Source organism: Rickettsia typhi str. Wilmington, assembly GCF_000008045.1.
GTDB classification, from domain to species: Bacteria; Pseudomonadota; Alphaproteobacteria; order Rickettsiales; family Rickettsiaceae; genus Rickettsia; species Rickettsia typhi.
Genome location: NC_006142.1, coordinates 672,612 through 697,525 on the forward strand (window position 1 = coordinate 672,612; position 24,914 = coordinate 697,525).

Consider the following 24,914-nt stretch of genomic DNA (forward strand, 5'->3'; position numbering starts at 1 on the left):
TCTACTTAATGTTATTATTCTTTAATACTTCAGCTACTTCAAAAGCAGCATAGGTAAATATTCCTGTTGCACCGGCACGTTTAAAACTAATTAATGATTCTATTAAAGCTCTCTCCCAATTAATTGCTCCTGCCTCTGCGGCAAATTTTAACATTGCGTATTCCCCGCTCACCTGATATGCAAAAATTTTAGCATTAAAATTATTTGCCGCTTCACGAATCACATCCAAAAACGGCATACCTGGTTTAACCATTACAATATCTGCTCCTTCCGCTATATCATGTTCAATCTCAAGCATTGCTTCCTTAATATTACGCACATCAATTTGATAGCTTGATTTATCTAAATAATTCTTTTTATTACTCTGAACTGCATCACGAAATGGGCCATAAAAGCTTGAAGCATATTTAGCTGCATAAGCAAGAATGCCAACATTTATAAATCCTGCTTTGTCAAGATATTCCCTTATAGCTGCTATTCTTCCATCCATCATATCGGAAGGAGCAACGATATCTACTCCCGCTTTTGCTAACACTAATGCTTGATTACATAAAGCTTTTACTGATATATCATTATCAACTTCTCCATGATACACAATACCATCATGACCGCTTGTAGTATAAGGATCAAGTGCGACATCACATATTATACCAATATCAATATTGGCGTTTTTGATTTCTATAATAGTTCTACATATTAAATTATCTAGATTATAGGCCTCATCTGCATTGTCACTTTTTAGACTATGATCAATACTAGGAAATAATGCAATCGCATTAATACCAAAATCTGCTGCTTTTTTTGCAGTTTCGACTATCTGATCGATTGATAAACGATATATACCAGGCATAGTCTTAATTTCTTGCTTTACATTATGACCTTCAACAACAAATAAAGGCAACACTAAATCGCTAATCGATAAATTACTCTCGGCTATTAACTCTCTAAGCCATAAAGCTTTTCTATTTCTTCTAAATCTAATAATAGGGTACATAAATTCATATCTCATTTTAGTTAATCACTTGGATTTTAATATATTACTTAACTATCTTATAGTAAAAATATTGCTTTACACAAAAAAAATTTACTTGCAATTTATAAAAAATTTAGGCAAACGAACGAAAATAAAAATATAATTTAATGGTTTAATGATTTAAATGAAGATTTTTAAGTTAGTACAAGATAGAAAATATGTATACAAAAAAATAACAACCATAAAAATACAAAACCAGCTGTTCCTAAAAAACATATTTTTTAGAAAATAAATACATTTTGGAAAACTTTTATGATACCAAAGATAAGACTGTTTGATTCATGGATTTCTGTATAACATTAATCAATGCTATATTGATGTTGTGTATACAAGCATCTTATGTCAAAGCTTAGCGATCATTATAATATGAGTACCATAAAATTAGTTTATTGCTTTTTAGAGAGCATATGATCTAATAACGCATTTTTTTAAAATAAAAATAATCTAGCTACTATAGCTATAAGTTGAAGCAAATTTGGTTATCGGTATTTAAATATTATCAAGACACTACACAAATTAATAATAATCCGATTTAGAGGATATTTTTACCCTAGATAAAGCTAAAACTTTTTGTGATAAAAAGCGATAAAAGGAAAAAATTGCTTACTAAGCATGCTCAGAATTCACCTACATCGTCAAAGAATAAATGGAAAAGATATGGAAACTAATAAAAAGTTTTAGGATCGATATCTATTTTTATCTGACAGTATGAGGGAATTTTGATCAAACTTAGCCAAAATTTTAAATACTGCTGTAAGTTAAATTTCTTATCAGCTATAATGAGTATCCGATAACGATATTTACCAGCAAGCTTTGACATTAACGCACGCGCTGGTCCTAAAATTTTTACGTTTGCTTTTGGTGCAATTTGGACTATATTTTTTGCAATATCTAAAATTTTAGACTCACTGAAACCTGATAAAATTAAAGATGCCGTTTTAGAAAATGGAGGCATATTTGCTGCTTTTCTTATTTCAAGTTCATTTGTAAAAAAGCTATCTTCATCACCAACTTTAACATAACTAAAAATTATATTATCAGGATAATAGCTTTGTAAATATACGACACCTTTACTATCTCCCCTACCAGCTCTACCACCTACTTGATGTAGTAACTGAAAAGTTCTTTCAGATGCTCTAAGCTCAGCATTATTACTTCCAAGATCTGCATCTATTACTCCAACTAAAGTCAGATTAGGAAAGTGATAACCTTTTGTTATTATTTGTGTACCTATTAAAATATCAATTTCTAAATTCTCCATTTGATGTAGAAGCTGTGCTATTTTTGCCGGGGTTTTAGCATGATCTTTACTTATTACTGCAATTTTACTCTTAGGAAATAGTAGCATTGCTTCTTCTTCAATTCGCTCTATTCCTGGACCACAGATAGTTAATGTTTCATCTTCTAAACATTCAGGACAAGAACTAAAAATTTTACTTTGATAACCACAATGGTGACATTCAAGTGTTTTAGTCGCTTTATGTAATACCATCCAAGCAGAGCAGAATCGACAAGTAAATCTATGACCACAAGCTTTACATAGCATAAGTGGAGCATAACCACGTCTATTAAGAAATAGTAATACTTGCTTTTTATTCTCTAAATTACCTTTGATAGCATCTATAAGAATTTTTGATAAATAAGAATTCTTAGGTAATTTTTCTTTAGTCATGTCGATTATTTCTATATTAGGCAAATCAATATTTTTATATCTATTAACTAATGTAACTAACTGATATTTATGTGTTTTTATATTATATATTGTTTCAAGAGACGGTGTTGCTGAACATAAAACAATTTTTGCTTTATCAAATACACCTCTTACTATAGCCGTATCCCTAGCATTATATAATATATTATCATCTTGTTTATAGGAATCGTCATGCTCCTCATCTATCACAATTAAGCCGAGATTATGAAAAGGTAAAAACAAACTACTTCTAGCACCAATTACTACTTTAACTTTATCACTTAATATGCCTCGTAAAATCATTTTCTTTTGAGCTTTGGTCACACTTGAATTCCATATTATAGGTTCGAAACCAAATCGGTCTATAAAACGATTAATAATTTGTCTGCTTAATGCAATTTCAGGCAACATAATAAGAACTTGCTGACCTTTCATTAAATGATCTGCTATTATATGAAAATATATTTCTGTTTTACCTGATCCTGTAACACCTTTAATAAGTGTTGGTTTATTACTTTCGTTAAAAATTGTTACTGCTTGTTTCTGCTCTTCTGACAATTGAGGTAGCACAAAGTAATTCTTTACTTGCTGTTCTTTAATTTTAATCGGTTTTTCAGCAATATTTATAGGTAATACGAGCTTGGCTATACTGCCAAGTTCTGACATATAATAACTACTCATCCATTTAATTAATGCTAAAACTTCTAAAGAAATATTTAAATTCAACGGTACTTTCGCTTTAATCGTTTTTATTTTTTTTGCCTCAGAATTTGTAGCAAGTTCCCATACTATGCCAGTTAATTCTTGATTTCTAAAATGTACGACAACAAGATCACCGATATTTAACTCTAAATCTTCAGTTATTAAATAATCTAATGGAAATAATTTTGATACCGGTAATAATATTTTTGCTATTCGCATATATAAATGTATTTTATATTTTTTTTATTATATACTAAATATAATGAATGATCGAAATTTAAATGATAAAAAATCAAAAGATTATTATAGCAATTTCTGGCGCATCAGGAGCAATATATGGTATTCGTTTGCTTAAAGTACTAAAAGAACAAAATATCGAAACTCATTTAGTTATTTCAGATGGCGCAGCTCTTACTATAAAATTCGAAACTAAATATTCTATACAGGAAGTCAAATTGCTCGCTAATTACTGTTATGACGATAAAAATTTAGGAGCTGCTATTTCCAGTGGTTCTTTTAAAACTTCTGGGATGATAATAGCGCCTTGTAGTATGAAAACTTTAGCAAGTATCGCACACTCAATGGAACATAGTTTAATTAGTAGAGCAGCAGGAGTTGTGCTTAAGGAAAGACGAAAGCTTATTTTAATGGCACGCGAGACTCCACTACATATAGGACATTTAGAAAATATGTTAAAAGTAGCAAGTCATGGCGGGATAATAGCACCGCCTATACCAGCTTTTTATAATAATCCTGCAAGCATAAATGATATAGTAGATCACTCTATTACTAGAGTGCTAGATTTTTTTGATATTGAAACTAACTTGATTAAACGATGGAGTAGTGATGAGTAATATAAAACTCGTATTGAACAATCATTAAAATAAAATTTTTAATGTGCATTCATATATTATTTCCCAAACTATTGCTGCTGTTGTTGTTATCAATGTACACGAGAGTAATATATCACTTTGCAATGTCTAATCACATTACAATTAGCAATTTTTAAGAAGATAAATTGAGTTTTAAAAAATACTTTCAATAATTCTATCTGTTTTACTTCATATTTATTATCATAATTGCTTTTTCCAATGTTTACAAAATATTTACTGGTTTACTGACACTACTAGATATAATTATATTGTACCAAGCTTTTAAAAACAAAATATGCAATTACTACTAACACTTATTATTACTTCAACTGAATATTTTTAGGAGACATTTTATAGATTATTTGCACCATTTTTTATTATCAGGTCTAATTTATTTAATATTTGTTTTAATAATAAACGTTAATATATAGACATTTTTCTTCTAAATTATTATATCTCTAATTACCAAAGATAAAGCAATATTGTTTTTTACATCTCATATTTCCAAAATGATTAAACAGCATCTAAATAATATATATTTCCTTATTAAAGGTATCTTTAAGTCATGTATATGATTTATACATTTTAAAATTAAGTATTACAAATTTTCCTTAATAAGTAATAGGAAAAGCAATTACTACTTGTAAACAGATAGCAATTAAATTTGTAATAGCATTATTATTGAGAAAAATTTAGTAAGCTGAGAGAATAGAATGCAAAAACAAGTTTTTAATGATTTGATTTAGGATTTATTACAATTGGTAATTATTGCAATAATTAATATATTCAGGGCAAAATATCACTCGATTAGTTCATTTTTTTACTAGATTACACTCATAAGTAAGTACTAACACTAAGATAAAGAATTTATAATGACAATCAAAGATTCATCATGAATACAGTAAATATTTTTATAATCATGTCTGTAATTAAAAAACTGTATTGAGGCATTGCAACGTATTGCTAATATAATTATTCATTTTATTAATAATGAATATAAAAAATTCATTTATATGGTATAATTTAAAAAGCAGAATTTAATAGTTATTGTCTATCTAATTGTCTATCTATAACAAACTTATAACATAAATTAACTAGTATGTAATAAATTATCTTTATCACAAAATATAATGTACACTTTCTGGTACTATACAATAAATCATGCTATAACAATCTACAGTTCTAACACAATAAGATTTAATAAACACAATGGTACGTAATAAAATAAATAACAACATAAATATAATCACTAATAACGATGATAATTTATCAATACCAAGAGTTTTACCTTCAAATATTCAGGCAGAACAAATGCTGTTAGGTGCAATTATAACTAATAATGAATTACTCAGTTATGTATCAGAATTTTTACGTAATGAACATTTCTTTGAACCTATTCATCAAAAAATCTATGATGCAATTGAAAAAATTATCGAAAAAGGTTTGATAGCTACACCAATTACTTTACGTAGTATGCTAACTCAAGATGCACTATTCCAAGAAATAGAGGGAGTGGAATATTTAGCAAAATTGATAACTATGTCAATGATGGTGATAAATCCTATTGATTACGGTAAAATAATATATGATTTAGCGATAAAGCGTAATTTAATAAATATAGGTGAAGAAGTAGTAAATAATGCCTATAATGCTTCATTAGCAGTTGCAGCAAAAGAACAGATTGAACATGCTGAAGCTAAACTTTACGATTTAGCGCGAGAAGGCTTGAATGAGAAAAGTTTTACCCAAGTCGGTATATCTATTGCAGAATCACTTGCTAGTATTAATAAGGCCATGAAAAATAATGATCACGTAATCGGTATATCTACCGGTTTGCTTGATCTAGATAATAAATTATTCGGTTTTCATAATTCTGATCTTATAATTCTTGCCGGACGCCCGTCCATGGGTAAAACTGCATTTGCTATAAATCTTGCGCTTAACACCTGTAATAATATGCGTCTTAAAAATATTAGGGATAATCAAGAAATTAAGTCAGTAGGTTTTTTTTCTTTAGAAATGTCTTCAGAACAACTAACTACACGTCTACTTTCACTTTGTGCAGAAATTGATTCTACTTCTCTTCGTACTGGGATGCTAAGTGAAGAGAAATATAATCGTCTTCGCAAAGAAGCAAATACTTTATCGGAACTACAATTTTTTATTGATGATACACCTGCTTTATCTATTTCTGCTATAAGAACACGAGCTAGAAGGATGAAACGCAAGCATAATCTTGGTATATTATTTATTGATTATTTACAATTAATTAGAGGCGTTAGTAAATCTGAAAATAGAGTTAATGAGATTTCAGAAATCACTCAAGGTTTAAAAGCAATAGCAAAAGAGTTAAATATTCCGGTTATTGCGTTATCTCAGCTTTCAAGAGCAGTAGAATTACGTGAAGATAAAAAACCTATGCTATCGGATCTTCGAGAATCTGGCACTATAGAACAGGATGCAGATATAGTAATGTTTATTTACCGTGAAGAATATTATTTAACTAGAAAAGAACCGGCAGCAGGCGATGCCAAACACGCTGAATGGTTAGATAAACTGAATAAAGTATATAATATTGCAGACATAATAATTGCAAAACATCGTAACGGCCCAGTTGGCAATATTTCTCTTTATTATGATAGTCAATTTTCTAAATTTGGAAATTTAGAGAAAAGAACTTTTAACTCTATATTAAATACTTGAAAGTTATTATTGCATTAATATCGAGTTATCATTATGAGTCTTGCATCAACATAACAAACTAGACAAAGATTAAAAAAATTTTGTAAATAAGCATTAACTTAATTTCTTAATAAAATATAATTCTTCTTGCAATAACGATGTTTAACTTGTATTTATTATACTAATTTTATTATCAAGTATCATATTATTGTTATTACGACAAAGTTACACTAAGCTACTACGTTTGACTTGATTATTGTACCCTCTTCTAGTCTTGAGATTTGTACATGCTTGTATATACCATGATATTTATCCATTATTTCCTAAATATTTACTATATTATCTATTAATAATTATTTCATAAATATATGAGGCTATAGCGCATTATAAGCATCACGATCATGATACAATAATTAGATATTGTTTTTGTAATACCAAATAATCAAAACGATTTATCTTTGCTTTTATAATAGATAAAGATGGTAATACTGTAATAAATCATATATTAAAACAAAAAAATTATCATAAAAGCATTTGCTACTGATACAAAAGTAATTATACTAATAAAAGCGGCAAGTTACATTACTAATTACTACATTAAATATCAGTATATGGTTAAGAGAAGGGTATAATCATATTATTAATCCAAATATTTACATAGCAATACAATCATAAGAATTCAAATTAAAAATTGTATACAACTTTGCGATATTACTTAATGACTTAATAGCATGACTAAATTCTATATTACTTGTAATTATTGACTGATAAAATGTTAGATATTAATAATACAAATTATGTATAGGTGATACTTGCATTTAAAGCTAATAATTTCTGTAACTTACATTATATATAAATACTACAAGTAAAACATATAAAAAGAAGTCTTACATTAATTTGAGAGTCATGTCCTAAAAATGTTTTCCCAATACCATAAAATCTTGATTAACTGAAATGTTAAGATCTAAATTAATTTAAATTAAAATACATTATCAATCAAATTGTGCACATCAATACTATCATCAATACTATAATGATTAATAGATATTATACCATAATACCTTATTTTACTAATTAGGTAGTTCTATAATGCCTAATATAAGTACCTAAATTAAAGAAAAGAGAATTAAAAAGAGCAAACAAAATTTAATAAAAAGTTTAAGTAAAAATTAATATTTGTTTCATTGTGTTGAAAATATGTCAAATTATTAATTGCTTTTGAATGGTATTTTAAATATTCTTTACCACTCTTCTTCTCTACTAGCTTATAGAGAAAAATTTAAAGTAGGTATAGAAACATATATGAAGATGCAAGTACTGGCTCGAAGTATAAATGTTACCTATAAAAACTGATTAGAAAAAATGTATATTTAAATTTAATATATTTAAAGATGTATAGATTAGCCAAAATAATTAGTAACGCAGGAGTGTGTTCTAGACGCAATGCTGAAAAGCTGATAGTTGGAGGAAAGGTAAAAATAGATGGCATTACAATTTTATCACCAGCTACAAATGTTGACATTAGTAATCAAATCGAAGTATCAGGTAGATTAATCAATAATATACAAAAACCAAGACTTTGGATTTATTACAAGCCGATTGGTCTAATTACTACTCATAAAGATCCATTATCGCGTAAAACTGTTTTTGAACAACTAATAGGTTTGCCACGTGTTATTTCAATCGGTAGACTTGATTTAAATAGCGAAGGTTTGTTATTACTCACTAATAGCGGTGATTTAGCTCACCAGTTTGAAATGCCTTCAAGTAAGTTAAAGCGAGTCTATAATGTTAGGGCATATGGAAATGCTAATTTTTTACTAAAAAATAATTATAACAATTTAAAAATTGACGGAATATTTTATAATCCATATTCGATAAAATTACTTAGACAAAATAAAAATAATTCTTGGTTTGAAGTAGTTTTATTTGAAGGGAAAAATCGTGAAATTAGACGAATATTTGAGTATTTTGGTCTTAAAGTGAACAAATTAATTAGAGTTCAATATGGTGCTTTAAAAATTGGCAATCTAAAACCAGGAGATTATAAGGAAATAAGTAATAAAATACTTAAAAAAATAATTAGCAACAAATTGACTAATTATATAGATAATAGATAGAAAAAATAAAATCTTATTAATAAAGAAAGGTTTACTTCCTCTAAATTTTATCTAATTTAACTAAATTAAAGTATGGAAAGAATCTTATACCAAATTACCAAATTTTTGTTGAGAAAAATTTTATAGAAAAAATACATATTGCATAATCTCTCAAAAATTAATTTATCAGGTAATATTGTACTGATCTTAACATCAAAATATATTATGTTTTGTAAGGATTTTATAGAATCTTAATATTGCATGTAATTGAGATTTTGCTCATTTTGAAAGCTCTAATGCACAAAACTATAGACAATACTATGTGTATATCAATTTACTTAATGCGACCAGTACAAACGTATTTAATATTTTAATTACACTTCCAAATCAAGTAAATAATAGTTGCTACTAGCCTTGAAAATGCTTTTATGGCAAAATATATCACATGAGTGGCAAATTTATAAGGCAAGTACTCAAGACCAATGACTTGCCGGTACAATATACAAAAAAGCAAAGTAAACAAAATAAGTGTTAAAAATAATATCAGGTAAATATAAAAATCAAATTATACCTACTGCTAAAAATATTAAATATCGTCCTTCTACTGCTAGACTGAAAGAGGCAATATTTAGTATATTAACCTCTGGTGAGTTTATAGATAAAAAACTATTTAACGAAAATACACAAATTCTTGATTTATTTGCCGGTAGCGGTAGTCTTGCTTTTGAAAGCTTATCAAGAGGAGCAGGCTTTGCTACCTTAATTGATATTGATACATCTGCATTAAAAATAGCTGCAGGATTTGCTAAATCTCTAAACATTGAGAATAATGTTCATTTCATTAATATTAATGCTTTAAATCTACAGAAAACTACTAGATATCTCACTAAACAAACGTACAGAAATGAATTTATCAATACCGCAACATCATATATAGGAATATCTGAACATAAGAATACTAACATGGCCTACAAATTACGTCTAAAATCGCAGTTTTGGGATATGTCTAATAAAGCTTTTGATCTTGTATTTATAGACCCGCCTTATAATAAGGATATAGTACCTAAAGTAATGAAATTGCTTATAAAAAATAACTGGCTGAAAAACGGTACTATAATAGTTATTGAAATGTCTAAAACAGATGATTATGCTTTAGATAAAAATATTGAAATTATACGCACAAAACTATATGGTAAAAGTAAGCTGTTGGTCTTGAGGTATAGTGATCATCCTAGCTAATTTGATCTCAAATATCAGTTTTAAATACTAAATTAGTATATTTTTGGATGCAGTGTTCAATTCAAGCAACTGCATAACAAAGGATAAGTTTAACATGACAAGAGATAAAAAGCATTATATATGTTCTAACTGTGCAAATATTAGTCACAAATGGTCAGGACAGTGCTTTGATTGCGGTGTATGGGGTAGTATTGTCGAAGAGATAATAAGCACAAATAAATCAATTATTACCGGTAGCAAACAAACTTTCGATAAACTTTCATGTGACGTATCTGAACCGTTACGCATCTCCACACCTATAAGTGAATTAAATAGAGTCTTGGGCGGGGGTTTAGTACTTGGTTCTGCTATATTAATAGGAGGAGAGCCTGGTATAGGTAAATCTACTTTATTACTACAGCTAACAGCAAGTAACTTTGAATCAAAAATGCGGTGCTTATATATAACAGGTGAAGAATCTTTAGACCAAATAAAATTAAGAGCAATAAGACTAAACATAACTAACTATAATACGGCTATTTTAGCAGCTACTAATTTAGAAGATATTATTGCAAGTATAGATGATAATAACAATAATATTGATCTAGTAGTTATTGATTCTATTCAAACAATTACAACAAAAGAATTATCATCACCTCCAGGTACTGTATCACAAATTCGTACATGCGCAAATGAGCTTGTTAATTATTCTAAACAAAATAATATAATTATTTTATTAAGCTGTCATGTAACTAAGGATGGACAAATAGCAGGCCCTAAGATACTTGAGCATTTAGTTGATACAGTATTATATTTTGAGGGAGATCATAATAATCATTTTCGTATTCTACGCTCATATAAAAACCGTTTTGGCAGTATTGGTGAAATAGGGGTATTTGAAATGAGTAGTAGCGGTATTCTTGAAGTAACAAATCACTCTGAACTGTTTTTAATGAAGCGAGAGCATAACGTTGTAGGTACATCTATTTTTGCAGGTGTCGAGGGTTCAAGACCGTTACTTATGGAAGTACAGGCACTCATAGTACCATCAAATATGCTAACTCCTAAACGTTCTGCTGTAGGTTGGGACGCAAACAGATTATCAATGATACTTGCTGTACTTAGTAGTAGGATAGGACTTAATCTTGCTAACTATGAAATATATTTAAGTATAGCTGGAGGGCTTAAAATTACTGATCCTGCCTCTGATTTAGCAGTAGCAGCAAGTTTAATATCTGCGGCAACTAGCATACCACTACCAGAACATAGCGTATTTTTCGGTGAAATAAGTTTATCAGGAGAAATAAGAAAAACTGCAAAAGCAGAAACAAGAATAAAAGAAGCTGTAAAACTTGGATTTAATAAGGTTATTTGCTCTAAACTTGAAAATTTAACATATGACTTTATATGTTCCTGTACACATTTACAGGATCTAAAAGAGATAATTAAATGAGTATAGTGTATAAAATAAAAAATTTGGAAGAAGCGCGTAATTTTTTATATAGTATAGAAGAACCGCTGATATTAACAAATTATGACTCTAGCGTAAAATATTACGGTATGCTAGTAATTGATTACATGTTTAAAACTTTAAGAAGAGAATTTCCTAAAAAAGTTTTATCACTAACTGTAAATGTAGGAAAGGATCACGCTGCTTTATTTACTGCAATCAAACTAGGGTATAAGAATATAGTATATATAGGGGCTTCTGAAGAAGCTCAGAGATTATTAAGTAGTTTACTGAATCCATCATTATCCTATAACTTAATAAGGTATAATCCTTAAAATTTTAGTTTTTAAAGTTCAAGTTATACTATAACATCGAGAAAAATCATGAATATCAAAGATATAGGGGTGATAATTTCAAAAAAACCTTTAAAAGAAAATACATTTATTATTAGAGTTTTTACTAAAAATCATGGTTTATATTCTGGAGTTATAAAAGCATCTTCAAAAAAAAACAAATTTATATATCAAGAAGGCAATATTGTAGATTTTCTTTGGCAAGCAAGATTACACGAACATATCGGCATTGCTAAATGTGAACTCATTAAATCTTACACAGGTTATTTTATAATAAATAAAGCTAAATTATATGCATTTAATTCTGTTAAATTTTTAATCCAAGAATTATTCCATGAAAGAGAAGAACATTCTATTTTTTTTGCATTTCTAATTAACTATTTAGATAATTTATCCAAGAATTTTTGTTTTCGTGACTATATTAATTTTGAACTAAATTTACTTGCTGAGACTGGTTATAAGATTGATCTTACTAAGTGTTGTGTTAGCCATGTTACAACTGATTTAACCTATGTATCACCTAAATCAGCTCGAGCATTATCATATAAAGTAGGGAAACCTTATAGAGATAAACTATTGATCTTACCAAAATTTTTACTTTCAGAAGATAGTAAAATTACATTAGAAGAAAAAAAACAAGCTTTAACTCTAACAAACTATTTTTTTAATAGATATTTATTTCATAATAATAGACAAGTCGAAGCACGCAAAGAGTTTATAGAGTATATAACTAATATTTGACTTCATAGTGAAATTATTTATAATGCCTCTTTTATTTTAAAATTTTATTAAGCAAGCACATATTTCGAAGATGACAAATTATGTGGTGTTTAGCATTATAGACTAAATCAGACTATTATACCGAGTTACTTTATGTATTGTACACTTTAAAATTAGATTGATATCTAAAGATAAAATGCAGCAGAATGCATGTTATTTATTAGTATATTTTGTTTTAACTTAAATTTCATAGCAAATCAGCATCTATTTGTTAAAAAGAAACATTATCTTTATAAGGAATAAAATAGATATTAATCTACAATCAATCAAAGAGATGAAAATCATAAAAAAGATATATAAAAAGAGGAAAACTAAAAATGATAATAATTGATATTAAAAAATAATTACATGTTTCTCAACTTAATTGTGCATATCTTATTGTAATTCATCTAAGCACTTTATACGAGTACAAACAAAAAGATGTAAACATAAAGGTGAAGTAATATTTTTATTTAAAATAGCATCTATAAAAAGCATTTTGAATTTTATTCATCAATTTCATAATTAATACCTTGAAAATACTAGCATTTGACACAGCAAATAATACTACATCGGTTGCAATATCTGAAAATGATAATATTCTTAAATATATAGAAGCATTAGGTCCTGCTATGCAAGCAGAAAATTTAATGCCTATGATAGAAGATGTGATGCAATCAGCTCAATTTTCATATGATGATCTAGATTATTTAGCAGTAACTAATGGACCTGGTAGCTTTACCGGTATTAGGATAGGACTTGCTAGTGCTAAAGGTATATTATTTGCCAAGAAAAATATTAAAGCGGTAGTGGTTAGCAATTTCGAATATGCGTACTTTAGAGCTATAACCCAAGTAAAAAACTATGATAAAATATATGTCTTTTTAAACGCTTATCGCTTACAGCTTTATATGCAAGTTTTCCATAAGTCAGGTAAAAGAGAAGAACCATTATTGATAAATTACGAGTATGCTATAAAATGTCTTACAAAAGAACAAGGTAATATAGTGTGCTGCGGTAGTGGACTTGAATTTATATATCACAAAATTATGTATTTATCTCACATAATAACATTGCCAAGATTTACACGAGTTAAAGCTTGGGTGATTTGTAAATATATTACGACTATGTTGCCTAGAAATATCAAGTTAAATAACTCTATTGCACCACTTTATATACGTCCACCTGATGCTAAAAGAACAATAGATTAGATTATAGTTAAAGATAATATTGTTGCATGGTGTATTTATTTTATATTATCTCCACTCACTCGAAAAGGTATTGCTTCGTAAATCAATTTCAACTCTATCATACTGTAACTTGACTATAAGATTCAATGAAATTATTAGTAGCTTTATTATGTGTCACATTATTAAGATACTGCATTATGCAGTAGATTACGCTTGTGACACACGCCAATGATATAAATAAATAACATCTAAAAAGATTACAATAAAATTACTAAAAGTAGAAATAAATTTTTGTGTACAATAATACATCACATCATCAAAAAATCTAAAATCATTACCTAATATATTTGTGGCCAAAGCACTATTAAAGTTTTCTACTTTATTTCCTGATATTTCTATTACAATTGCCAAAACTAAAACCGGAATCACATGAAGATACGTCATATGATTCTTACCTCTTATCATGTATTAATGTTAGTATTTGCTTAACTAATGATTTTAAAAAATTATTGTGATCTTATTCAATAGTTTTAGTTATTATTATACTTCTGAGGCATTAGCAAATTAATGTTACTATGAAATAGTATCAAGCATTCTTGTTAAATTTTGATTTGGTAAAATATTAAAATTTGAAGTTTTTCTTCCACTTCTCAAATAAATTTAACTAAAATAATGAATTGCATTAATCTCTTAAAATGTTTTTGTAAAATATAATTAACTAATTTATCTACATGCTCATCAGAAATATTATTAATTAATTATGCAAACTATGCATATGCCATATTTTCAAAAACGTACACCTCATTCATTTTCAACTTCTACTCACTCATTATCAGAAAGAGATATAAGTTAATATAAAATATGCAATATTCCTTCAGCGTTATTATTAAAACAAATAATACTAAATGTATTCAGTATAAAATTATAACTCTTGACTCCAAAACCATAAACTGTTTTTAATAATGAAAACTCATGATTATTAGTGGATTTTCACTACAATCACACTCATTTTAAATATCTCTAAATCTTCTAATATTAAACCAATGAGAATTAGATTGTTCTTTTACTATTTTTTATGACATCTCGCATTTTTTTCGTAAGACCGATTATTATTGAATTATCTAAAGCTGCTGCTCATACATCAGTTTTATCTTTCTTGATTAGTAGTTTGTTTTACTATGAACTCAAATTCAGAATTAGCAAGATATGATACTGGATTTAAGTACTATGTTTAACTAAATTTCACATAAATTACCATCATGTTGTCTCATTTCTTAAAAACAGTACTTGATAATAATAGAAATGATTAATAGGTAAAGAAGAATGCTAATAATTATTAATTTTTCAATTATATTAAATTGAGTAAATTGTAAAGGAATATGCTAGTAAATGATCATTAACACAAAACTGTACAGGCGATACTAAGCTATCATATAACTAAAATTCATATATCATTACTTACAAAAAAAATATTTGATATCAACTTGATGCAGTATAATGTTGTTGCATTACTCATTTATATTACATAAATCTTAAATCTCTAAAAATTGCAAAATTTAACACTAGATTGATCTTTAATTTATTCCACTGCTGTAGCAGCTTGTTTCATAAGTGATATAAATACACAATGCTACAATGAAAAAGAACAGGAAAATATCAAGTTTTGGTATTACATTATTTCGTCAAAATGTTCATTTTTTACACAATAACAGAGCAATCAAATCATGGTATAATAAAAACACTATATTATAATTGTCTCTGTTCTTGCACTAACTCAAAAACTTCAACTGTATCTCCTTCTCTAATATCTTCATAATTTTCAAATGCTATACCACACTCATATCCTTCTCGCACTTCTTTAACTTCATCTTTAAAACGTTTTAAAGTTTTTAGTTTTCCTGCATGAATTACTACATTATCACGTAATAAGCGTACTCCAGCTCCTTTTTTAATAATCCCTTTAGTTACATAGCTACCGGCAATTTTACCTATTTTGGTAATATTAAATACTTGTCTAATTTCTACACTACCTATATACTGTTCTCGAACTATCGGATCAAGCATACCACTCATAATAGCTTTTACGTCATCAATTAAATTATATATTATACTATAATATCTAATATCAACTTTTGTTTTTTCTGCGGCAGTTAAGGCGTTTGTCCCAGCCCTAACGTTAAAGCCAACAACAATAGCAGAGGAAACATGTGCAAGAGATACATCAGATTCCGTTATTGGACCTACACCGCTATGAAGTATACGAAGTTTTATCTCATCACTCGGTAATTTTAATAAGCTACCTGCAATAGCTTCAATGGACCCTTGTACATCACATTTAATAATTAAAGGTAATTCCTTAATTTTACTATTACCAGAAGCTTTTAAAAGCAATTCTTCTAAACTTGAACGCGATGTAACAGATATTTTTTTCTCTTTAGCAAGACGTATTCTATATTCAGCGATATCTTTTGCTTGTTTTTCATTTTGCACTACATTAAATTGATCACCTGCAAAGGGCACTTCGTTCAAACCTTGGATTTCTACAGGAACAGATGGAGTTGCTTCTAATATTTCTCGCCCCTTATCATTAATCATCTTTTTAACTTTACCGTAAGAAGTCCCTGCTATTATAATATCACCATTTCTTAAAGTTCCACGCTGAACTAATATAGTAGTTAGTGTTCCTCTACCTTTTTCAATTTTTGATTCGATTACAACACCAGCAGCTAAACCAAAAGGGCTTGCCTTTAAATCCTGCATTTCTGAAATTAATAAAATTGCTTCTTCGAGTTTGTCTAAATTAATTTTCTTTAGTGCCGAAATAGGAATAAAAATAACATCACCACCTGCTTCCTCACCTATAATTTCATGCACATATAATTCGTTCTTGATACGCTCAATGTCAATATCAGGTTTATCAATCTTATTAATAGCTACAATTATCGGAACCCCAGCTGCCTTAGCATGATTAATCGCCTCAACAGTTTGCGTTTTGATTCCGTCATCTGCTGCAACAACTATAATAACTATATCTGTTACTTTAGCACCTCTTGAACGCATTTCTGAAAAAGCTTCATGTCCTGGAGTATCAATAAAAGTAATTGCTTTACAATCTGAAAGAGTCACCCTATAAGCACCGATATGTTGGGTAATACCGCCTAGCTCACCTGCAGCAATATCCGTAGATTTAAGAGCATCAAGCAATGAGGTTTTACCATGATCAACATGCCCCATAACTGTAACAACTGGAGCTCGTGTTCTTAAATCCTCAACCTTATCATCATTAATTAAAACATTTTCAACATCTGATTCTTGAACTCTTGTTACGGTATGTCCTAAATTTGTTGCAACTAGCTCCGCAGTATCAGCATCTATTGTTTGGCTAGCATTTGCTAGAATACCGAGTTTCATTAATTCTTTAATTACATCAGCTACCCTTTCAGACATAGCATTTGCAAGATCACCAACTCCAATAACTTCTGGTATTGTTACTTCCCTATATACTTTCTCAGGTATTTGTGATACTAACTTACGCTTTTCTTTTTCTCTAGCTCTTTTTATAGAAGCAAGACTTCTAGTTCTACCACTGCCATTTTCGTCGTCACTAAGCATATTGAAAAGATCAGCTTTTTTAAATTTTTTTGGTTCTTCTAGCTTAATCTTTGGAACAACTACTTTATTATCTCCTATTTTTTCTAATGCTGACTCTGCTTCTATACCATAACGTGTTCGCATTCCTACTAACAGAGACTTGGCAAAAGTTTCTTTTTTCTTGTTAGGTATTTGTGAGCGTATATCTTCATCATCTTGAACAATTTTAGTACCAATTTCTACTTTAGTATCTTCGATATCTTGCTGCTTTTGTTCCACTGCTTTATCAGTTGTGAATTGTTCATTTTTTGAGTTAACAGACTGGTTAATACTTGCAAGTTTACTTAAAGTACTGATTTGCGCAGAATCATATAACTTAGATTGCTCAGCAGCTTTTTTTAGAATGGATAAACGTCTATTAAATTCTTCTTTATTAGAATCAATAACAGTTTGATCTAAGCTATTCCTTTCTTTATTTAATGAAATTGTAGTAGTACTACCGATAGAACTTTTTCTAACCTCTACTAACGTTTTAGATTTAGCATTCACAAAACTTTGAACTCCTGTAAGAGAATCAAAAGACTTATTAAGCAATAATTTTGAATTGCCAAGTGTCAACTTTTTGGGTTTGATTTCCTGGTTATCCGTCATATTTTGTATTCCTGTTTTTCCATCTACTACTTAATAATCATTCCCATAGAAACGTTAGAAGTATAGCAGTATTTTCTATTCATTGCAAACAGCAATAAACTGTGAGGCAATCTAATCAAATATCCTTGGATTAATTTACAAATTACTCTGTCATATTATTACAATGGCTATGCTATACCACAACTTAAACTTTTCGAAGGCATAACATATGCATTATATTTAACCTACTAACTATCCTTTAATTCACCATGATGTCTAGCAGTTTTAATCAATAATTTAATATTATCATCCGTTATATTAGAATTTGGAGCCAAATTTTTAAATTCATTTACACTCATCTCTCCCAAATCTTCTATTGTCTTTATACCATATTCGGCAAACTTTAATATTAATTCAAGCGGTAATTCTAATATATCTATTAATTCTTGCTCAACACCCAACTCTTCCAGCTTTTTGATAATCTGTTCATTTTTTAGATCTACATAACGAATAGCTCGATTTTTGATCTCTACAGCAAGCTCTTCCTCAAAACCTTCAATTCTTGTTAAAGTACTAATCTCACTACTAGCAATTTGTTCTACAGAATTAAAGCCTGTTACCGATAAAAGCTGACCTATAACTTCTTCAACATCTAAAGCTTCCATAAATAATTCCGTAGAAGTTGAGAATTCTTCATTTCTTCTTTTTGATTCTTGCTCTTCGGTCATTATATCGATATTCCAACCGGTTAGCTTAGAAGCTAAGCGAACATTCTGCCCTCTTCTACCTATTGCAATACTTTGATTTTCTTGCGACACTACTACTTCTACCTTATGACTATCCTCATCAATCAAAATTTTTGTAATTTCACTTGGTGCAAGAGGCACAAGAGAATTAACTATAAACTGTGCAAGATCATTACTCCATAATACTATATCAATTTTCTCGCCATTTAACTCATTTGTTACAGCTTTTACTCTATTACCTCTAATACCTACGCACGAACCTACTGGATCTATACTACTATCCGAAGCAAATACTGCTATTTTTGCTTTTGAACCTGGATCACGTGCTACTGATTTTACTTGAATAATATCTTCAAGAATTTCAGGAACCTCTAACTTAAATAACTTAACCAACATTTTGTTATCTACTCTAGACAAGAAAATTTGTGGCCCCTTTGTTTCTTGCCTTACATCCTGTACATATGCTTTTATACGGTCATTAGGTTTAAAGTGTTCACCCTTAATTAACTGATCTTTTTTTATTATTGCTTCAGCACGACCTAAGTCAACTATTATATCACCGTATTCTATCCTCTTAACTATTCCATTTATAATGTCACCTTTTCTATCTTTAAAATCATTATATTGTTTTTCACGTTCAGCTTCTATAACACGTTGAGTTATAACTTGTTTTGCAGCTTGTGCCGATACTCTAGCATAATCAATTGGTGGTAAATATTCATATATCTCATCACCGATTTTAGCTTCCGGATTTTTTACTAAAGCATCTTCAAGTGAAATTTGCGTTAAATAATCTTCTACATCTTCTACTATTTTTAAGATCCTCAAAAGATTTATCTCACCGGTTTTCCTATTTATCTGCGCTTTAATATTATATTCATTACCATATTTTTTCCGTCCTGCTACTTGTATAGCTTGTTCAACGGTTGCAATCAAAATTTCTTTTGATATTCCTTTCTCACGTGCTACAGAATCTATAATTTGTAAAATTTCTACATTATATATATTAGACATACATTATCTCTTACTAGTTTTTAGGTTCTATAAAGATTTCTAGTTATTATTTGCTATAAATTATAAAATTTTTTAAAAAATTAATAACTATCTCTTCAAAAATCTTATAATTTATATTGAATTTGTGCTTTGTGCTCAAAAATTCCTCAAAATAATACATTAATTAGAAAATTTTCAAGAACCTAATAATTTTTTAAATACTTCTTCAGTTAAAACCAGATTGGCATTTTTAATTAAATTAAAATCAATTAATACTTCTTGTTCTGCACATTTTAAATATATTTTATTATTCTCAGCTTTAATTATTTTACCTTGATAAAGTGTTTTTCCATTCAATAATGCTTTGAGTTTGACTTTAACTTCTCTTCCTAAAAACCTATTATAATTTTCAAATTTCACCAACTTACGTTCAATACCACTTGATGATACTTCTAAAGAATATGCATCCTCTATTAAATCTTCAACATCTAGAATAGCAGAAATAGTCCTACTTACGTTAGTACAATCTTCTATAGATATTTTGTTACCGTTTAAGCTATCAATCAATATCTCAACTACTTTAGTATTAACACCTTTAAACTTCACAAGAACTAACTCAAATCCCATATCAGTTAAGGATTCTTCTATTATATTTGTTATTTGTTGTTCAATAGTTTGCATATACGATGTTTATAATAAAAAAGGTGGAATAAACCCACCCTATTTATAATTTATATAATGCTTATCCGTAATAAAAATACACTAATTAGATTATATAAGCAATATTTAACTTTATTTTTTTAAAAAACTACATATCATAAATTACAAATACTCTATAGAATCACTCTTATACACTTAGAGATTTCTTATCCTTATTAACACTATATTGAGAGGCATACCACTATTTTCGCTCCTATATATGTTACATGATTATAAAAAGCATGAGGGCTACAAATTTCATCGATTTTACCTTTTTAAAAAGGCCTATAAAAATTAGGTAGTAATTATACAAGTATAATAATTATAATACTTTTATGAAATGATTATAACTATCTTGAGTATAAAAATATATCATTATATACTGAATTTCAGTATCACATATTACTACCATATCAGTTAATTTTCAGTTAATTTTAACTCATGGAATTTATCACGATTTCTAGTAGCATGAATCACGCCTAAAACTTAGAATTTGTTTCATTTGTTTTCTAGTAATAGGATTACTATCTCACGAAAATGCCGTTGGCATAAGTGCTTTTATAGTATCAAGAATACATAGGACATGTTTTATATAGTAAATTAACTATATTTTGCTTACTTTAACAGAAATAACTTTGTACACATTTACTAAATATTACTTTTTGTTCATTTTATCCATAAAGAACTTTGATTTTTTATAAATTTCAAAACTTTCTATTTCTATATTTTTTCAGAATCTTGGTTCTTTTCAACGCTGACAAAATGTGCTTCCATACTACTATTATTTAATTCCATTACTATCTTGGTACACGATTTACATTTGATAGAAACTCTTTAACCACAGGTTACTATAACTCTGTAGAAATATTACTGCCTGTGAAATTTTAAATTTTGCATTGCTTATATTTATTCTTTTCTTAGTGTTTTCTATATTCAATAAAGATTTGAAATTTCTTAAATAATGTAGAAATTTTTTTAACTCCTTATTTAATAATATAAATCTCTTATGAGCAACTAAAATTAATTAGGACGTTTTTTTTACATTAAAATAATATTAAAGGTAAAAATAAACAAAAATTTCTACTATTTTAATACTGATTAGGATGACATAGCCTGATATACTAATTAGTAGTAAAAGGAATTAAGTTAGTATTATTCTTCTATAATATAAATTTGATATAAATTAGCACCTAATTATGGATAAAATGTTACAATAAAATACGCATAGATACAGAATGAATACATTAATGTAAATTAAAATATTTTATGAAAGAAGTAAATGAAGAATTCATGTAAGCATTGTAATTATAAATTATTAATGTAATAATTGATAAAACAATTCAAATTAACAACAAATTATAGGGAAATAGCCATATTTCTTTTGCCACATATTAAAAACTCTTTATTCCCCTTAGTACCTAGTATAGGACTTTCTATAATACCAAATATTTGAAAATGATGTTCTTGCTCAAGCCAATCCTTAATTTTATCACATACCTTTTGATGTAAAAGAGGATTTTTAATAATTCCTCTATTCTCTACTTCATTCTTTTTGACCTCAAACTGTGGTTTTATTAAAGCAATAAGCATGCAATCTTCTTTAGCTAAATTTAGTGGAGTCGGTAATATAGTAGTTAAGCTAATAAAACTCGCATCGCAAACAATTAAATCAGGCTTCGTTGTAATTTGTTTATCTGTTAAATATCGTGCATTAGTCTTCTCAAGCACTTTAATTTGTGGATTATATCGTAATTTAGAATGAAGTGCACCATAACCGACATCTACGGCAAAAATTAATGCTGCTTTACGCTCAAATAATACTTCGGTAAAACCACCAGTACTACTACCGATATCAATACAAACTAAATTTGTGGGTTCAATTTTAAAATAATCCAAAGCTGTAATTAATTTTAATGCACCTCTTGAAACATAATTATGCTGTGGTAACTTTACCTTAATATCTTGATCATGTATATTCACCTTCATTCCAGATTTAATTAATTGCTCATGTTTGTTATGTACTTTACCTTGGATAATCAAGCTTCGTGCTATAGTAATATCCGTTACAAGACCTTTTTGCAGCAAATATTCATCAAGTCTTATTTTAGTCATGACTTTTTAACCATTAATTGAAGTTATGTTTAAGGGTTAATTAGATAAAAATATACAATCTGTCTCATTGAAAATAAGAATTTTAATTAGAAGTAATTTAAGCAATACAAGAATTTTACAACTAAAGTGTGTATCGCAATAAAGGAAAATATTTAAACCTTAACTAATATATGTCTTTTCTTACCAACAGAGAGCTTTATAACTTTCTTGTCGAGTAAGAAATTAGTATCAATTGTCATATTCTCATCTTCGACTAATTGATCATTTATCTTAGCTCCTTTGCCGCGTATAATCTTACGTGCTTCTGACTTAGATCTCGCAAGATTTACATTGTAAAATAACTTATATGCACTAATTCCGGCTTGTAATATTTCTGGTGCTAAAATAAATGTATGTAGATTTTCATCAATATCTCCTTGCTCAAATATCCTTACTGCAGTTTCTAGAGCTAATTTAGCTAATCGCTCACCGTGGCAAAGCTTTGTCAACTCATAAGCAAGCTGTTTTTTAGCAGCATTAATATCTTCAGATACCAAGTGCTCAAATTTATTAAGCTCTATGATATCTAATTCACTATATAATTTTGCAAATCTTATTACATCAGCATCTTCGCAGTTACGCCAATATTGATAATAATCATATGGGCTTAGAAGATCTTCATTAAGCCATACTGCACCTGCAGCAGTTTTTCCCATTTTAGCACCTGAAGCGGTTGTAAGTAGCGGCGTTGTCATACCAAATACTTCTTTACCACTGATTCTACGTATTAAATCAGCACCAATAACTATATTGCCCCATTGATCACTCCCCCCAAGTTGCAAGATACAATTATAATGCTTACTTAAATAGTAAAAATCATATGCTTGTAATAACATATAATTTAATTCTAGAAAGCTTAAATGATGAGAACGCTCAAGCCTAAGTTTTACCGAATCCATAGTTAACATACGATTTACCGAGAAATGTCTACCGAAATCACGTAAGAAATCTAGGTAATTGAGTGAATCTAACCATTCTGCATTATCGAGTATTATCGCATCACCCTGATCTTTTCCAAACTTGATAAACTTTGATAATGATTTCTTAATCCCTGCAGTATTTCTTTTAATATCTTCTTGCGTTAAAGCTTTACGTGTTACTTCCTTACCAGAAGGGTCACCGATTTTACTAGTACCACCCCCAATAATAACAATAGGCGTATGTCCGTGTTTCTGAAGTAACCGTAATATCATGATCTGCATTAAACTACCAATATGTAGTGATGTAGCAGTACAATCAAAACCTATATAAGCAGCAATCTTGACTTCTTGTGTTATAGCAGTTAACTGGTCCAAATCAGTACATTGGTGAAGATATCCTTTGTATATAAATTCTTCAATAAAGGTCATATTATATATTATTTTATCTCGTTTGTGGTTTTTCTATGAATAGTTTTCTCTACAGACACTTTATTGTATTGTTGGAGACTTGTACAAATAAAGCTATTTTACTGCTATTAAAAACTTGTCACTACTTTTCAAAATTAGCATTAAGACCTTGTTTTTAATGTTCTAGTTCTAGAGCAATAGCATTACTATTATATTTAATTTATTATAAAGTATATGAAAACTTTGTCCATACTTGATATATTGATTATCATACAAGCTCATTAATTTTTAATTAACTCACTTGAGTGATAAATTAATATGTTAATAAAAATAATAAGTATTTAATAGTGTTGTCATAAATAACATTCAATAAAATATTGAATTGAACAAAATTTAATAATCAAATAAGCGTAAATGAACATTAAGCAGCACAAAATAAAGTAACAAAAGATTTTGTACTCCAAATTAAAAGCAGAATACACAAGTTATACGAACCATAATGTAATATCTCTACAGAAACCAACACTGAGAAAAAATAAGCCGCACCAAAGTTATGCAAGCTGTATTAAAAGCAATGCAAAAAAAATTTATCTCTACAAAACAACTCAAATGATTAAAAATTTAAATCAACTCATAAAGGTTATATATTAGATAAATTGAATACGTTACTAACTATAACACTAGGCATTACATGTGTAGATAACTACAAGCGACTATAATCTGTGCTG

At 28.4% G+C, this 24,914-nt stretch carries 16 protein-coding genes; 8 read left to right on the plus strand and 8 right to left on the minus strand.

From position 1 onward, the window contains the following. Position 1: 1 nt before the first annotated feature. Positions 2-994, minus strand: coding sequence for a porphobilinogen synthase (gene hemB, locus RT_RS02620; protein WP_011190978.1), 993 nt, complete (start codon positions 992-994; stop codon positions 2-4). Positions 995-1,697: 703 nt separating this feature from the next. Further along, entirely contained in the window at positions 1,698-3,644 is a 1,947-nt protein-coding gene (locus tag RT_RS02625; protein WP_011190979.1) for a primosomal protein N', read from the minus strand. 62 nt (positions 3,645-3,706) lie between these two features. Here RT_RS02625 and RT_RS02630 point away from each other — a divergent pair, with 62 nt between their 5' ends. From RT_RS02630 to tsaB, 8 genes are all read left to right on the plus strand, one after another. Then, on the plus strand, positions 3,707-4,279 hold the full coding sequence (locus tag RT_RS02630) for a UbiX family flavin prenyltransferase (RefSeq protein ID WP_011190980.1): 573 nt from the start codon (positions 3,707-3,709) through the stop codon (positions 4,277-4,279). 1,227 nt (positions 4,280-5,506) lie between these two features. Then, entirely contained in the window at positions 5,507-7,000 is a 1,494-nt protein-coding gene (locus RT_RS02635) for a replicative DNA helicase (protein ID WP_011190981.1), read from the plus strand. Positions 7,001-8,370: 1,370 nt separating this feature from the next. Then, on the plus strand, positions 8,371-9,099 hold the full coding sequence (locus tag RT_RS02640; protein WP_011190982.1) for a pseudouridine synthase: 729 nt from the start codon (positions 8,371-8,373) through the stop codon (positions 9,097-9,099). A gap of 507 nt (positions 9,100-9,606) precedes the next feature. Beyond that, positions 9,607-10,317 (plus strand): RsmD family RNA methyltransferase, encoded by a 711-nt coding sequence (locus tag RT_RS02645; protein ID WP_011190983.1) that lies wholly within the window; start codon positions 9,607-9,609, stop codon positions 10,315-10,317. 94 nt (positions 10,318-10,411) lie between these two features. Next, entirely contained in the window at positions 10,412-11,749 is a 1,338-nt protein-coding gene (gene radA, locus RT_RS02650) for a DNA repair protein RadA (RefSeq protein ID WP_011190984.1), read from the plus strand. Further along, a complete protein-coding gene (locus tag RT_RS02655; protein ID WP_011190985.1) occupies positions 11,746-12,081 on the plus strand; it encodes a hypothetical protein in 336 nt (111 codons plus the stop codon). Before radA ends, RT_RS02655 begins: the two co-directional genes overlap by 4 nt. A 48-nt stretch (positions 12,082-12,129) precedes the next feature. Further along, on the plus strand, positions 12,130-12,840 hold the full coding sequence (gene recO, locus RT_RS02660; protein WP_011190986.1) for a DNA repair protein RecO: 711 nt from the start codon (positions 12,130-12,132) through the stop codon (positions 12,838-12,840). A 551-nt stretch (positions 12,841-13,391) separates the two neighbouring features. Beyond that, on the plus strand, positions 13,392-14,069 hold the full coding sequence (gene tsaB / locus RT_RS02665; RefSeq protein WP_011190987.1) for a tRNA (adenosine(37)-N6)-threonylcarbamoyltransferase complex dimerization subunit type 1 TsaB: 678 nt from the start codon (positions 13,392-13,394) through the stop codon (positions 14,067-14,069). A 186-nt stretch (positions 14,070-14,255) separates the two neighbouring features. On the opposite strand, the gene RT_RS02670 is transcribed toward tsaB, so the two are convergent. The 6 genes from RT_RS02670 to tyrS all read right to left on the minus strand — a co-directional run bounded on the left by RT_RS02670 (position 14,256) and on the right by tyrS (position 24,207). Further along, positions 14,256-14,477 (minus strand): hypothetical protein, encoded by a 222-nt coding sequence (locus tag RT_RS02670; RefSeq protein WP_225969862.1) that lies wholly within the window; start codon positions 14,475-14,477, stop codon positions 14,256-14,258. A gap of 1,317 nt (positions 14,478-15,794) precedes the next feature. Beyond that, a complete protein-coding gene (infB, locus tag RT_RS02675) occupies positions 15,795-18,290 on the minus strand; it encodes a translation initiation factor IF-2 (protein WP_011190989.1) in 2,496 nt (831 codons plus the stop codon). Between the two features lie 227 nt (positions 18,291-18,517). Beyond that, entirely contained in the window at positions 18,518-20,029 is a 1,512-nt protein-coding gene (gene nusA / locus RT_RS02680) for a transcription termination factor NusA (protein ID WP_011190990.1), read from the minus strand. A gap of 174 nt (positions 20,030-20,203) precedes the next feature. Continuing rightward, a complete protein-coding gene (rimP, locus tag RT_RS02685; protein WP_011190991.1) occupies positions 20,204-20,689 on the minus strand; it encodes a ribosome maturation factor RimP in 486 nt (161 codons plus the stop codon). 1,374 nt (positions 20,690-22,063) lie between these two features. Then, complete coding sequence (locus RT_RS02690) at positions 22,064-22,819, minus strand: TlyA family RNA methyltransferase (RefSeq protein ID WP_011190993.1); 756 nt, start codon at positions 22,817-22,819, stop codon at positions 22,064-22,066. Positions 22,820-22,971: 152 nt separating this feature from the next. Next, positions 22,972-24,207, minus strand: coding sequence for a tyrosine--tRNA ligase (tyrS, locus tag RT_RS02695; RefSeq protein ID WP_011190994.1), 1,236 nt, complete (start codon positions 24,205-24,207; stop codon positions 22,972-22,974). Positions 24,208-24,914: the final 707 nt, after the last annotated feature.